Origin of the sequence: Algibacter mikhailovii (genome assembly GCF_014651495.1) — a bacterium.
GTDB lineage: Bacteria > Bacteroidota > Bacteroidia > Flavobacteriales > Flavobacteriaceae > Algibacter_E > Algibacter_E mikhailovii.
Map to the genome: position 1 here is coordinate 67,885 of NZ_BMWZ01000003.1, position 14,048 is coordinate 81,932.

A 14,048-nucleotide genomic window follows, 5' to 3' on the forward strand; every position below is an offset into this window, starting at 1 on the left:
AACATATTTCTTTGTACTTTAAAATAATGAAGAAAAATTGAATTTTAGATTTTTAGTTAATTAATATTCGTTATTAATAAAAGGTAATAGCATATTTTGTCAAGACAAGACAAGACAAGACAAGACATAATCCTTCTTGAACATCGAATCATTGACAATTCATGATTTAAACGGTAAGCTAATAAACACTGTTGACATGCCTTTGAACAAAATAAACTTAAGAAATTTAAGCTCAGGTGTTTACTTTTTAAAATTTAAAATTGACAACGTGCATATTATGAAACGTCTAATAAAAGAATAGCAAAAACTATAGCTCTTTAACAAGCCTAAAAATCTCCATTTATTTGGAGGTTTTTAGGCTTGTTAATAAAGTAAATACAACACCTAATCAATAATGAATTAAACTTTTAAATTTAATTGCTATTCACACGCAACCTTTTTAACATATAGGCATCTAATTATTAGCTATTAAAACTAAAACCATACTAAAACATGCAGATCTTGCTAATTTTAAGCGCACTTATTCTTGTTAATATACTACTACTCGTTTTTAGTGTTAACAAGAGAACCGATCCTTAAGTTTAGTATTTAGAGTTAAGGCTCTGATATTAAATTATTTCTTTTCATTTAATGCATAAAAAAACAGAACCTAATTAAAGATTCTGTTTTTTTATGTCTATTATTTCTTAATTGACTTCAGGTAAGAAATTATAATTTTTACTATAATCTAACATTTGCCCTTCGAATGTTTCTGGCTGTTCAACTGTAATTGCAATTATTTCTCCGGCATCATTTTTTTCTGGAACAAGCACGGGGTTTACAAAACCGGAGTATGGTGCAGAATTAAACTGTTTATTTCTTTCTAGTACTTCTGCATGGATACTTTGATCAACTTTTACTCCATAGCCTTCTACCAAAGCTTCTACAGCTGCGTAATCACCTTCTGACTTAATACGTTGCGTTTCTCTTAATAATTCACCAAATAATTCACGTAGCTTGGCATAATCATTTATATTATAATATGTTTTACCGTTTCGGGTTACCTTTTCGATAACATTATCTGGCTGTCCTTTTTCAAAAACCCAAGCAGAAATCCATTGTCTGTTACGCATATGCGCCTCTTCAACATCATCACCCAGATTTAATCGAACTAATTGCATCATTAAACCATTTCTGATATAGCCATCATAGCTTGCTCTTCCTGCGGCTTCCCAATCCTCTACTAGGCCCAATTCTTGAAGCTTCACATCGTATTGATAATATAGAGCTACCAAATCAGCTCTACCCTCTTCTAAAGTTGATGCATAATTTTTTAAGGTTTCTTTGGTCTCCCCTACTCCAGGGTTTAATTGACCAGAAGCATGACCAACAACTTCATGCAACGCTGTATGCAATTTATCAGCCAATTGACCGTACTTTTCTTCCAATTCTAGCTCCTCATCGTCATGAACAAATTCTTGTAATCTTCCTGATCCACCAGCATTATTATAGGCATTTGTTATGTTTCCTAAAGAAACCGATTTGCTTCCCACTGCAGCACGTATCCAATTTGCATTAGGTAAGTTAACACCAATAGGTGTACTTGGTGATGCGTCTCCGGCTTCACCCGCCACGCTAACAACTTTATAAGTAACTCCAACCACATTTTTCTTTTTATGAGCATCCATGAGTGTAGAATTATCCTCAAACCACTGAGCATTATCTGATAATACTTTCATTTTTTGAGACATATCGAAATCATTTATTTCAATAATACTTTCATAAGATCCTCTATATCCTAACGGGTCATTATACACTTCAATAAAGCCATTGATATAATCAATATTCCCCTCTGTGGCTCCTGTCCATGCCACATTATAATCATCCCATGTTTGTAAATCACCAGTTCTATAATACTCAATTAATAAACCCAAGGCTTTACCTTGCGCTTCATTTTCAGCAACCTCTTGCGCTAATTCTAGCCATTTTATAACTTCATCAATTGCAGAACCATAAAGACCACCTGATTTATAAATACGTTCTTTTAATTGTCCATCTTCCTTTATTAATTGAGAATTTAAACCAAAAGCTATTGGTCTTTCTGCATTTGGAGATTTCTTTGTTTTATAAAAACCTATAACATCATCATTGGTTACACCTTCACCATAAAAGTTAACAGCCGATAGTCCCACATTGTCAATGCCTTTTGCTTGATTCACTTTCTTTGAATCAGCATCATTAAAAATAACTTCAAACGCCTCTCCTTCTAAAACTGTATTTGTAGCCTCTGAAATTTCTTTCAAATAATCAGAATTGAAATCTGGTTTAATTTTATCATTTGAATAATGATGATGAATACCATTACTAAACCAAACCCGCTTCAAATAGACCACAAAAGCATTCCATGCTTCAGTTGACTTATCTCCAGAATAATTAGTGTAAACATGCTCTAGAGCTTTTCTTATAGTAAGATTATGTCTATAGTTCTGGTCCCACATTATATCTCTTCCCGATAACCCGGCCTGAGTAAGATAATACACTAATTTTTGTTCTTTTAGGGTTAGATTTTCCCATCCCGGAATTTGATATCTTAATACTTTAATGTCTGCAAATTGCTCAACATTATAATCAAAGGCTTCAGTTTCCTCCTTAGCAGTAGCAACTTCCGATGTTTTTTGCTTATCATTTGCACATGACCATAGTATCACACTAATAAACAGTACATTTAAAATTGATTTTAGCTTCATTTCATTTAAATTATAATAGGTTACTTATAAAAATACAGTTAAAAAGAACTTATTGATTATCAATTAAAACTAAAAATTCAACTTTAACTACATAATAATTATCAATAAGAGTGCAAATGTAATAATTTATTAATAAAAATTTTAAAATGATTATATTTGGTTTTATTATCCCACAATTCATTTACAATGAAAGCTTTTAAATATTTTATATTCTTATTATTGATTGTTTTTATAGGATTAGCCATCTTTATTGCTGTTCAACCCAATGAGTATAGTTTTTCAAGAAATAGGGTTATTAAAGCGCCAAAATCCATGCTTTATAAAAAAGTAAATGATTTTAAAAATTGGCCCGACTTTTCCCCGTGGATAGAACAAGAACCTGAAGCCACTCTAACTTATGGCGAAAAATCATTTGGCGTGGATGGAAATTACTCTTGGAATGGTGAAGTATTAGGAGAAGGAAAGATGACCACAATTGCCGTTGAAAAAAATAAATCTATATCGCAGCACATTACATTTATTAAACCTTTTGAATCACAATCTGATATCAATTGGACTTTTGAAGATACTGAAGAGGGTATTAATGTGACTTGGGCCATGAAAGGCAAACAAGATTTCATGACTAAGATGTATACTACTTTTGCTGGTTCTATTGAAGAAAATACAGCTTCTGATTTTGATAGAGGTTTATTTAAATTAGACAGTATTGTGCATGCCGACATGAAAGTGTTTAGTATTAAAGTTAATGGCGTTACAGAACATGGTGGTGGTTTTTATTTGTATAATACTACTTCATGTAAAATTTCTGATTTATCTGACAGAATGCAAGAAATGATGCCCAAGGTTATAAACTATGCTCTGAGTAACAATATACAACTAGCTGGCTCTCCTTTTGTTAACTATCACAAATGGGATGAAGCTAATAATGCTGTCATGTTTTCTAGCTGCGTGCCAACTACTGAAAAAGTGGTTTCAAATGAGCCTGATATTTTAACTGGCCAATTAAATCCTTTTAAAGCGATAAAAACAACTTTAAAAGGAGATTATATCAATTTGAAAGCGGCTTGGGATACTACCATGAAATATATTCCTGAAAATGGTTTGGAGTTTGAAGAAACAGGTCCAAATATTGAGTCATACCCTACAGACCCGAATAATATACCAAACCCAGCTGATTGGATTACAGAAATATATATTGCAGTCAAATAAACATGAAACAACTCATCTTAGTTTTTGTTGGTGGCGGTTTTGGAAGTGTATTACGCTTTATTATTGGCAAATATCTTAACAATGCTGAAACCGGTATTCCGTATGGTACTTTTGCAGCTAACATTCTTGGTAGTTTACTAATTGGTTTTATTTTAGGCTTTGCGGCTAAAAATGAAGTCCTCACACAAAATCACACATTACTTTTGGCAACGGGGTTCTGCGGGGGATTAACAACCTTTTCAACATTTGCCTATGAAAACCACGTGTTTTTACGATCTGGTGATTTCTTGAGCTTTGCCGTATATACTTTTGCAAGTTTTATACTCGGTTTTTCAGCAGTTTTTGCCGGAATATATTTGATTAAATAAACCAAAAAGAAGTCCTACTAATGTTTTTTAAAAACCTTTACACCAGCTTCAATCCTTACCTTTAAATAATTTTCTCGCGGTACTAATGGACATGAATATTTATCATTATAGGCGCAATAAGGATTGTAGGCTTTATTAAAATCAATAATCATAGTGTCATTCCTAGGAATTTTAGCATCAATATAGCGTCCTCCACCATAACTTTCTACGCCATTAGTTTCATCTAGAAACGGCAAAAACAAATAATCTTCAGAACCTTCGACATCAACCAAACTTTGGTTTTGATAGATATTCAGTTTAAATTGTTTTCCCTTTAATTGAAATACTAGCTCGCCATATTTTAAATACTCAGGGAGTCGGTCTGTTGTTGTTTTCATTTTAAAAGGCTTCTCATTTGGTGTGCGTATAAACCTAGCCTTTACAACAAACAAAGAATCAAATTGAAAAAAATCTAAACCTTCAAAAGTCTTTCGGTCCTTCTTTTTTAACGGTGATTCAGTTACATCCTTAAATTGAGCATTTAATTCCCTTTGAAATGCCGTATCGCCTTTCAGCACTCTTTTTTCTTTTGTACAGCCTAAAATCAATTGAGTACAAAAAAGAAATATTACTATTTTATTCATTTGCTTTCTTAATTTATTCTTATAACATGAACCATGAGAATATAGGTCCACGCATATTGATTTGTACTGCTAAAATAGAACATCTATTGCTTGCTCGACTTTATACTTAAAAGAAAAAATTTTATCAAGTCAACATCCTTCCTATGTAAATCACAAATTATTGCAATGCTTAACCCAGTTCCTGATAAATACGTCCTTTGACACCTAATTATTGTATCGGTACTGTAATGATGCGATTCCAATGTTAAGGCTTGTACTAATCACAAAGCAAAAATAACCGACACCTAAGCAACTAAAACGAATAATATTGGGAAGCATTTCGTAAATAAATCAATTCATAAATATAAATTACAATTATTTTAATTAGCTTTGGTTCTTCAAAAGAAAAAAAAATGATGTATAACGTCTCAATTTGTAGAAAGCAATCGACCTCTTTAAAGAGAAAGCGTTGGGCTTGTCTTATATTGTGATGATATTATAAAGTATATACAATATGTAAAAGTCCGACTGTAAAGTCGGACTTTTTTTTTGCCCATTACCTACTCATAAAACATATTTAAAACGTGAACATAGAAACTTGAACAATTAGAACTAATGAAAACCTTAATTACCAATTACCTAAACACTTTTAAAGGCTTATCTACTGAAGTATGGTGGCTATCACTAATAACGCTTATAAACAGAGCTGGAACCATGGTGATTCCGTTTTTATCGCTATACCTTAGAGAAAGTCTTAACTTCTCCTATAATCAGGTTGGTTGGGTAATGAGTGCTTTTGGAATAGGTTCAGTTATTGGTTCTTGGATGGGTGGAAAACTCACAGATAAAATAGGCTACTATAAAGTGATGGTTTTTAGTCTAATTTCTACCGGTTTACTTTTTATCGCACTGCAGTTTTTAACCACCTTTAAATCCTTTTGTTTTGGTATTTTTCTTGTTATGCTCGTAGCAGATAGTTTTCGTCCTGCCATGTTTGTTGCTCTTAGCGCATATAGTAAACCTGAAAACAAAACACGTTCTGTAACCCTGATTAGACTTGCCATTAATTTAGGTTTTTCAGCTGGACCTGCCATTGGCGGGCTCATCATCACGACACTCAGTTATGGTGGATTGTTTTGGGTTGACGGCATTACTTGTATAGCCGCAACATGGGTACTCATTAATGTTTTAAACCCAAAGAAAACGAAAACTTTAGATGACGTTAAAACTAACAACCCAAAATCTGCCTATGCTGATAAAGCATTTTTAATATTTCTCCTAGCTATGGTTTTATTTGGAATAGTATTCTTGCAATACTTTTCAACCATGCCATTATATTACAAAGATATCCATAAGTTAAGCGAACTTGATATTGGAATAATTCTAGGTATGAACGGTTTTTTAATATTTGTTTTTGAAATGCCTTTAATCAAATGGCTAGAAAATTCAACATTCACAAAAACAGGTCTTATGTTATTTGGAGCTATTCTTACGGGACTAAGCTTTCTGATTCTGAATTTCACGTCATGGTCTGGAATTCTGATTATTGGAATGCTATTAATGACCTTTGGGGAAATGATTGCCTTTCCTTTTTCGAATGCATTCGCCATGGACAGAGCCAAAAAAGGAAATCAAGGAGAATATATGGCGTTATATTCCATTGCATTCTCTGTTTCTCATATATTTGGCCATAATGCAGGCATGCGTTTGATTGATCAACTTGGCTTTGATAATACTTGGTATATCATAACCTTACTTGCAGCACTTTGCGTATTTTTAATATTTATTTTAAGTCGATATTTAAACGCTAAAAAGAAACTAAAACAAATTTAATATTTTGAAAACGGAGAAGAAAGATATTGTAATAATTGGAGGGGGGCCCATAGGAATAGCTTGTGCGCTAGAGTTTCAGAAAAGAAATTGGGATTATGTGGTGATTGAAAAAGGGGCACTAACCAATTCATTATTCAATTACCCCAAAAATATGACCTTTTTTTCTACTTCTGAAAAATTAGAAATTGATGACATTCCATTTATAAGTAATAATGCAAAACCTAATCGAGATGAAGCTTTAGAATATTACAGACGGGTTACTACATCAAACCAACTTCAAATTAATTTATATGAAACGGTTAATTCCGTCCAGAAAGGGGCACAGCATTTTACCATTGAAAGTAGTAAGTCAACATACATCTCAAACCAAGTCATTTTATGCACCGGATTTTATGATATTCCAAAAATGCTAAATATTCCAGGAGAACAATTAAATAAGGTTACGCACTATTATAAAGAAGCGCACAACTACACCTTACAAGATGTGGTAATTGTAGGGGCTAGCAACTCTGCAGTAGACGCAGCCTTGGAAATTTATAGAAAAGGCGGAAGAGTGACTATGGTGGTTCGTAGCGAACACATTGGTGAACGGGTAAAATATTGGGTTCGACCGGATATTATAAACCGCATAAAAGAAGGTAGCATAAAAGCCTATTTTAACTCTGAAATTAAAAGCATTGAAGACCATCAAATTAACATATGTACTCCTGATAAGGACATAGAAATTCCTAATGATTTTGTAATTGCACTAACAGGTTATCTTCCTAACTTTGATTTATTGAGCCAGAGTGGAATAACACTGTCTGATGACAAAAAAGCGATTCCAAATTATAACCCAGAAACCATGGAGTCAAATGTGCAAGGGCTATATCTGGCAGGGGTGATTTGTGGTGGAAAAGAAACACATAAATGGTTTATCGAAAACTCCAGGATTCACGCAAAAAAAATTGCCGAACATATTGAAAGCATAAAAGAATAATGAATTTAAATCAAGTCACCATACCCGCTTTGGATGTTGAAAAAGCCACTGAATTTTATAAAACGTTAGGGTTACGCCTTATTGTGGATGCGCTCCCAAGATATGTCCGATTTGAATGTCCAGATGGGGATGCCACATTTTCTATTCATAAAGTTGATAAATTACAAAAAGGCTATGGTACCACTATTTATTTTGAAGAAAATAATTTGGATGCATGGGTGACCCAACTTCAAAATAAAGGTATAACATTTAATGAGTTGCCTAAGGACCAAAGTTACTTATGGCGGGAAGCTCGACTGCAAGATCCTGATGGCAATCAGATCATATTGTATTATGCAGGAAAAAACAGAAAAAACCCGCCTTGGCGAATAAATTAAAATGTTACTTGAGAGGCACAACTGCTTTCTGCTTAACCACTCGAGACAAAACAATTTGCGTTTTAGATTCGCCATAACTAATTAATTGGTCAATAAAAGTTTCAAGGTGCTTATGATTTTTCAAAACCACTTCCATAACAATATTTTCATCGCCAGTAATTCGGTAACAATTAATAACTTCATCATAAGTTTTAACCTTTTCTAAAAAAGGTTTAAGTTTTCCCATAAAAGCCCGTAGGGTAATAATCGCTTTTAATTGATATCCTATTTCAAAAGGAGAAACAATAGTTTTATAAGCTTCAATAATACCTAAATCTTCCATCTTTTTTATGCGCTCAGAAACAGCAGGTGAACTTATACCTACTTGCCTTCCTATTTCTGCATTTGAGAGCCGTGCACTTTGCTGTAAACACTTCAAAATCTTTTCATTAAGGCGATCTACAATCATTCGAAAGAATTTTAACTATATTAAATTAATATTTAAAGCAAATATAGTGTTTTACTTTAAAACCTAAAGTTGAATTTCAATTCTTGTCAGTAATTTTGAATAAAATGCTAAGAATAAAAGAAGATGTCAACTAATACCCCACTAAATCTATCGGAATTACCGATTTATCAAAAAGCTTTAGAAATTTTTGCGCTTTCTCAGGACATTTCGGGCTATTTAAATTATGACTTATCAGAATTAAAAGCTGATGGTTCTGAGGACAATAATATTTATTTTTCCGGCGATATTATTCAACAATCAGTGTCATTGGCACCAGAAATATTGAATGCTGAACTTGAACGTCATTCTGAAAAACGTCATAAGCACATTGCTTCTTTAAGAAAGTTAACCAATAGACTTTATAAAAACTCCTACCGTCTTGAGCGTTCAAACAGTAATGGAAAAGACTTTTTGCCTATTTTAAGAAGTGAACTAAAGAAATTCAAAAAGCTTCAAAGTTCTTGGATGCTCACTCTATAAATATAGGAGTTATGCCGATATAAAATTCAAATGAAGAACTTCTATCTGAAGATAGCAGTCTAAAGACCGTTATTTACTAGTTGGCATTAAATCTAAACCCATCGTTTTTTCTGCTTTTTATTTAAGATTAATTTCGAGGCTGAAGCCTCCTTTATTAATTCCTGCATACACATAAGCGAATAATCATCAACCATCCCCATTAATAAAACATTGGAAAACAGGCAATATAGTCAAGACAAGTCCATAATTCACCATACTCTGGCAAAACGAATTTTAAAAGTAAGATTACATATTTCTACGGTACTGCCCGCCTACCTCAAATAATGCTTTAGTGATTTGACCTAAAGAACAGACTTTACAAACTTCCATTAAAGCCTCAAAAATATTTTCATTATTAATGGCACCCTTCTGAAGATCACTCAACAAACCTGTAGTATCATAATCTTTATGTAGATTTTCTAGAGTTTTAATTTGATATTCCTTTTCTTCTTCAGTGGCTCTTATTACTTCCGCAGGCAATACTGTTGGAGAGCCTTTACTACTTAAAAACGTATTCACACCTATAATTGGAAATTCACCATTATGCTTCAAAGTTTCATAATACAAACTTTCTTCTTGTATTTTACTGCGTTGATACATGGTTTCCATAGCGCCCAAAACACCACCTCTATCTGTAATCCTATCAAATTCAAGCAAAACAGCTTCCTCAACTAAATCTGTTAATTCTTCAATGATAAAAGAACCTTGAATTGGATTTTCGTTTTTCGCTAAACCTAATTCTTTATTAATAATAAGTTGAATAGCCATAGCGCGACGCACAGACTCCTCAGTTGGCGTTGTTATTGCTTCATCGTAAGCATTGGTGTGCAAAGAATTACAATTATCATAAATAGCATAGAGAGCTTGCAGTGTTGTCCGAATATCATTAAAATCAATTTCTTGAGCATGTAAACTACGCCCGGAGGTCTGAATATGATATTTTAACATCTGAGCTCGAGGATTTGCAGCATACTTATACTTTAATGCCTTGGCCCAAATTTTTCGAGCCACTCTACCAATAACCGCATATTCTGGATCAATGCCATTTGAAAAAAAGAAAGATAAGTTGGGACCAAACTTATTAATATCCATCCCTCTACTCAAATAATATTCCACATAAGTAAAACCGTTGGATAAAGTTAAAGCCAACTGCGTAATAGGATTTGCCCCCGCCTCAGCAATATGATACCCCGATATAGAAACCGAATAAAAATTTCGAACGTTATTATTAATAAAATACTCCTGAACATCCCCCATTAATCTCAAGGCAAATTCTGTTGAAAATATACACGTATTTTGAGCTTGATCCTCCTTTAAAATATCAGCTTGAACAGTTCCCCTTACCTGAGAAATGGTTTTCAATTTAATAGTTTGATATACTTCTTTCGGTAAGACTTGATCTCCTGTAACACCCAATAGCATCAAACCTAAACCATTATTCCCTTCTGGCAATTCACCATTATACTTAGGTCTATCTTTTCCTTCATACAATTTGGCAATCTTGGCTTCCACTTCTTTCTCAAGACCATGTTCTTTTATATAGACCTCGCATTGTTGATCTATAGCAGCATTCATAAAAAACCCTAAAAGCATAGGAGCAGGACCGTTAATAGTCATGCTTACAGAAGTCATAGGGTTGGCTAAATCAAAACCTGAATATAACTTCTTGGCATCATCTAAACAACAGATAGAAACACCTGCGTTTCCTATTTTACCATAAATATCAGGCCTATAATCTGGATCATTACCATACAGTGTGACACTATCAAAAGCTGTAGACAAACGTTTGGCTGGTAGGCCAGCACTGACATAATGGAAACGTTTATTTGTGCGCTCTGGACCACCCTCTCCTGCAAACATTCGGGCAGGATCTTCTCCTGTTCTTTTAAAAGGATAGAGCCCTGAAGTATATGGAAACTCACCAGGAACATTTTCTTGTAAACTCCATTTTAAAATATCGCCCCAAGCTTGATATTTAGGCAGAGCTACCTTCGGAATTTTAGTGTGTGATAACGATGTGGTTTGGGTTTCAATTTTAATTTCTTTATCTCTAACCTTGAATGCATAAATAGGACTTTTGTATTTGTTAACAATTTTGTTCCAGTTTAGTATAATGTCCCAATTGTACAAATCCAAATCCATCTTAATTCTATCAAACTCAGTAAAAAGAAGTTTAATAAAATCTCCCTTGCCTTCATTTATTTTATTGATAATTTCATCTTGAACAAGTCCTTGTTTACTTAATACTTCAAACTCATTTTCTAACGAAATATTTGCCACAGAACATATGGTTTTAAAAATACCATATAATTTTTGAGCCACCTCCGATTGATCATTCGCTTTCTTGTCATAGGCTCTATTGTTTTCGGAAATCTCAGAAAGATAACGCGTTCTAGATGGCGGAATTACATAAACCTTCTCGCTCATTTCACTAGAAATGGTATAATTAGAGTGTAAATCAGCGCCTGCTCTATCTACCAATTTATTCATGACCGCTTTATAAAGCGTATTCATTCCTGGGTCGTTAAATTGTGAGGCAATTGTTCCAAATACAGGCAAATTTTCTTGTGGCGTATCCCATAAATTATTATTCCGCATGTATTGCTTTTTCACATCACGTAAGGCATCCAAAGCTCCTCGCTTATCAAACTTATTAATGGCTACTAAGTCTGCAAAATCAAGCATATCAATTTTTTCTAATTGAGTGGCTGCTCCAAATTCGGGCGTCATTACATATAATGACACATCAGAATGCTCAATAATTTCAGTATCAGATTGCCCAATACCAGAAGTTTCCAAAATAATTAAATCATACTCAGCAACTTTTAATACCTCAACAGCCTCATTAACATGTTTAGACAAAGCCAAATTTGATTGACGTGTTGCCAAACTGCGCATATAAACTCGAGGCGAATTGATGGCGTTCATTCTAATTCTATCCCCTAATAAAGCGCCTCCGGTTTTACGTTTTGACGGATCAACAGAAATAATTCCAATTGTTTTACTTGGAAAGTCAATTAAAAATCGCCTAACCAGTTCATCTACTAAACTTGATTTACCAGCACCACCCGTACCCGTTATTCCTAAAACTACGGTTTGCGACTTTTCATTCTTCTTATGTATTTTAAGTAATGTATCTTTTGCAACTTCAGGAAAATTTTCCGCCGATGAAATCACTCTCGCTATTGCCTTAACCCCTTTATTTTTCAATTGACCAACCTCAACATCTAATTCATTTCCAATTGCAAAATCAGATTTCTTAACTAAATCATTAATCATGCCTTGCAGCCCCATTTCTCTTCCGTCATCTGGAGAATAAATTCGTGTAATGCCATAATCCATGAGTTCTTTGATTTCTGATGGCAAAATAACGCCGCCACCTCCGCCAAAAATCTTAATATGCCCTGCACCTTGCTCTTTTAGAAGATCAAACATATATTTAAAATACTCATTATGACCACCTTGATATGATGTCAAACAAATAGCATTCACATCCTCTTGTATAGCAGTATTAACTACTTCCTCTACACTGCGATCATGCCCCAAATGAATAACCTCTACACCAGTATTTTGAATGATCCTTCTCATTATATTTATGGAGGCATCATGACCATCAAAAAGAGATGCAGCGGTAACTATTCGTACTTTGTATTTAGGTATATATGGTTCTTGTTGTATCATTCGTAAAAACTCTTGTGATTTCAAGTTGCAATTTAAGAAATATTCAAAAAAATCAAGCATTTACGCATGATTATCTAAAACTATTCTTAAATGTTTACAAAAGATAATTTTAACTAAATTTGACCGACCAAATACTGATTAACATGAATAAAATAACCATTCTAATTCATTGTACAGATAGATCAAACATCATAGCATCTATTACCAGCTTTATTGCTAATAAAGGTGGTAACATTGTTTATGTTGATCAATATGTTGACAGAGAACAAAACATATTCTTTATGCGTTTGGAAAGTGAGTTTGTCTCTGAAGATTTTTCTACTGAAGATTTTAAGCTAATGTTCAAGACCGATTTAGCTGATACCTTTGAAATGAAATGGCGCATGTATTCTTCTGAAAAAAAGCCAAAAATGGCCCTTTTTATATCCAAGTATGACCATTGTTTATATGATATTTTAGGACGTTATAATTCAGGAGAACTAAACTTAGAAATTCCGTTTATTATAAGTAATCATACAGATTTAAAACCTATTGCAGATAGTTTTAACATACCTTTTTATCATATTCCGGTTACCAAGGCGACGAAACAAGAAGCTGAGGATAAACAACTAGCATTATTACAAGAACATAATATAGATTTTATTGTCCTTGCACGTTACATGCAAATAATATCTGACAAACTGATAAGTAATTATTCAAATAAAATAATAAATATCCATCATTCGTTTTTACCGGCCTTTGTTGGTGCCAAACCTTATCATTCTGCTTATAAGCGTGGCGTAAAAATTATTGGAGCTACAAGCCATTATGTTACCGAAGAGTTAGATGCAGGCCCTATAATTGAACAAGATGTTACAAGAGTGTCTCATGCTCATAAAATAACAGATTTAATCACAAAAGGACGCGACTTAGAAAAAGTTGTATTAGCCAACGCGATTAAACTTCATGCCAACAGAAAAGTGATGGTACATAATAATAAGACCATTATTTTTACATAATGTAGCACATACCCCATTTTTGAATGTATTGGTTTCAATACAATTCATTCAAGAAATACGGGATAATTAAACCGTTATAGCCGCTTCGATATCTTGTTTTGTTAATAATGCGTTAAAGGATTTCGTGCATAGTGCTGAATTAAAAATGTACATTTCTGCAGAAAACACACATAAAAAAACCGCCCAAAAACTTAATATATTAAAAGAAGGTTTTGTGTATACGGAACAATAAACCATTTCACATCAAAGAAAAGGCCAAGCATATTTTT

The 14,048-nt window shown here is 33.4% G+C and carries 12 protein-coding genes; 8 read left to right on the plus strand and 4 right to left on the minus strand.

What is annotated here, in order from left to right:
* The first annotated feature begins 151 nt into the window (after positions 1-151).
* Complete coding sequence (locus IE051_RS18755) at positions 152-301, plus strand: T9SS type A sorting domain-containing protein (RefSeq protein ID WP_373294348.1); 150 nt, start codon at positions 152-154, stop codon at positions 299-301.
* 385 nt (positions 302-686) lie between these two features.
* On the opposite strand, the gene IE051_RS06425 is transcribed toward IE051_RS18755, so the two are convergent.
* Entirely contained in the window at positions 687-2,726 is a 2,040-nt protein-coding gene (locus IE051_RS06425; protein ID WP_189359969.1) for a dipeptidyl-peptidase 3 family protein, read from the minus strand.
* 186 nt (positions 2,727-2,912) lie between these two features.
* On the opposite strand from IE051_RS06425, the gene IE051_RS06430 reads away from it, so the two are divergent.
* Complete coding sequence (locus tag IE051_RS06430; protein WP_189359970.1) at positions 2,913-3,935, plus strand: SRPBCC family protein; 1,023 nt, start codon at positions 2,913-2,915, stop codon at positions 3,933-3,935.
* Between the two features lie 2 nt (positions 3,936-3,937).
* Positions 3,938-4,303 carry a fluoride efflux transporter CrcB gene (gene crcB, locus IE051_RS06435; protein WP_189359971.1) on the plus strand — a complete coding sequence of 122 codons (366 nt, stop codon included), beginning with the start codon at positions 3,938-3,940 and terminating at the stop codon, positions 4,301-4,303.
* 17 nt (positions 4,304-4,320) lie between these two features.
* Here crcB and IE051_RS06440 read toward each other — a convergent pair whose 3' ends face one another.
* Positions 4,321-4,926 carry a DUF1684 domain-containing protein gene (locus IE051_RS06440; protein WP_189359972.1) on the minus strand — a complete coding sequence of 202 codons (606 nt, stop codon included), beginning with the start codon at positions 4,924-4,926 and terminating at the stop codon, positions 4,321-4,323.
* A gap of 594 nt (positions 4,927-5,520) precedes the next feature.
* Here IE051_RS06440 and IE051_RS06445 point away from each other — a divergent pair.
* Genes IE051_RS06445 through IE051_RS06455 form a run of 3 tightly spaced genes read left to right on the plus strand, consistent with a single transcriptional unit; the run spans position 5,521 to position 8,094 of the window.
* Positions 5,521-6,738 (plus strand): MDR family MFS transporter, encoded by a 1,218-nt coding sequence (locus IE051_RS06445; RefSeq protein ID WP_189359973.1) that lies wholly within the window; start codon positions 5,521-5,523, stop codon positions 6,736-6,738.
* Between the two features lie 4 nt (positions 6,739-6,742).
* A complete protein-coding gene (locus IE051_RS06450; protein WP_189359974.1) occupies positions 6,743-7,717 on the plus strand; it encodes a YpdA family putative bacillithiol disulfide reductase in 975 nt (324 codons plus the stop codon).
* Positions 7,717-8,094, plus strand: a complete 378-nt coding sequence (locus IE051_RS06455) for a VOC family protein (RefSeq protein WP_189359975.1) — start codon at positions 7,717-7,719, stop codon at positions 8,092-8,094. Before IE051_RS06450 ends, IE051_RS06455 begins: the two co-directional genes overlap by 1 nt.
* A gap of 4 nt (positions 8,095-8,098) precedes the next feature.
* On the opposite strand, the gene IE051_RS06460 is transcribed toward IE051_RS06455, so the two are convergent.
* Complete coding sequence (locus IE051_RS06460) at positions 8,099-8,542, minus strand: Lrp/AsnC family transcriptional regulator (protein WP_189359976.1); 444 nt, start codon at positions 8,540-8,542, stop codon at positions 8,099-8,101.
* Positions 8,543-8,665: 123 nt separating this feature from the next.
* Between IE051_RS06460 and IE051_RS06465 the strand changes: the two genes are divergently transcribed.
* Positions 8,666-9,061, plus strand: coding sequence for a hypothetical protein (locus tag IE051_RS06465; RefSeq protein WP_189359977.1), 396 nt, complete (start codon positions 8,666-8,668; stop codon positions 9,059-9,061).
* 285 nt (positions 9,062-9,346) lie between these two features.
* Here the strand turns inward: IE051_RS06465 and IE051_RS06470 are convergent, their stop codons facing one another.
* Complete coding sequence (locus IE051_RS06470) at positions 9,347-12,781, minus strand: methylmalonyl-CoA mutase family protein (protein ID WP_189359978.1); 3,435 nt, start codon at positions 12,779-12,781, stop codon at positions 9,347-9,349.
* 143 nt (positions 12,782-12,924) lie between these two features.
* On the opposite strand from IE051_RS06470, the gene purU reads away from it, so the two are divergent.
* Positions 12,925-13,779 (plus strand): formyltetrahydrofolate deformylase, encoded by an 855-nt coding sequence (purU, locus tag IE051_RS06475; RefSeq protein ID WP_189359979.1) that lies wholly within the window; start codon positions 12,925-12,927, stop codon positions 13,777-13,779.
* The last annotated feature ends 269 nt before the right edge of the window (positions 13,780-14,048 follow it).

What these genes read in the sequence shown, in the direction of transcription:
- IE051_RS06425 (WP_189359969.1), bottom strand. Translation starts at nt 2,726, where the DNA reads ATGAAGCTAAAATCAATTTTAAATGTACTGTTTATTAGTGTGATACTA.
- IE051_RS06470 (WP_189359978.1), bottom strand. Translation starts at nt 12,781, where the DNA reads ATGATACAACAAGAACCATATATACCTAAATACAAAGTACGAATAGTT.
- IE051_RS06455 (WP_189359975.1), top strand. Translation starts at nt 7,717, where the DNA reads ATGAATTTAAATCAAGTCACCATACCCGCTTTGGATGTTGAAAAAGCC.
- IE051_RS06430 (WP_189359970.1), top strand. Translation starts at nt 2,913, where the DNA reads ATGAAAGCTTTTAAATATTTTATATTCTTATTATTGATTGTTTTTATA.
- IE051_RS06440 (WP_189359972.1), bottom strand. Translation starts at nt 4,926, where the DNA reads ATGAATAAAATAGTAATATTTCTTTTTTGTACTCAATTGATTTTAGGC.
- IE051_RS06460 (WP_189359976.1), bottom strand. Translation starts at nt 8,542, where the DNA reads ATGATTGTAGATCGCCTTAATGAAAAGATTTTGAAGTGTTTACAGCAA.
- IE051_RS06445 (WP_189359973.1), top strand. Translation starts at nt 5,521, where the DNA reads ATGAAAACCTTAATTACCAATTACCTAAACACTTTTAAAGGCTTATCT.
- crcB (WP_189359971.1), top strand. Translation starts at nt 3,938, where the DNA reads ATGAAACAACTCATCTTAGTTTTTGTTGGTGGCGGTTTTGGAAGTGTA.
- IE051_RS06465 (WP_189359977.1), top strand. Translation starts at nt 8,666, where the DNA reads ATGTCAACTAATACCCCACTAAATCTATCGGAATTACCGATTTATCAA.
- purU (WP_189359979.1), top strand. Translation starts at nt 12,925, where the DNA reads ATGAATAAAATAACCATTCTAATTCATTGTACAGATAGATCAAACATC.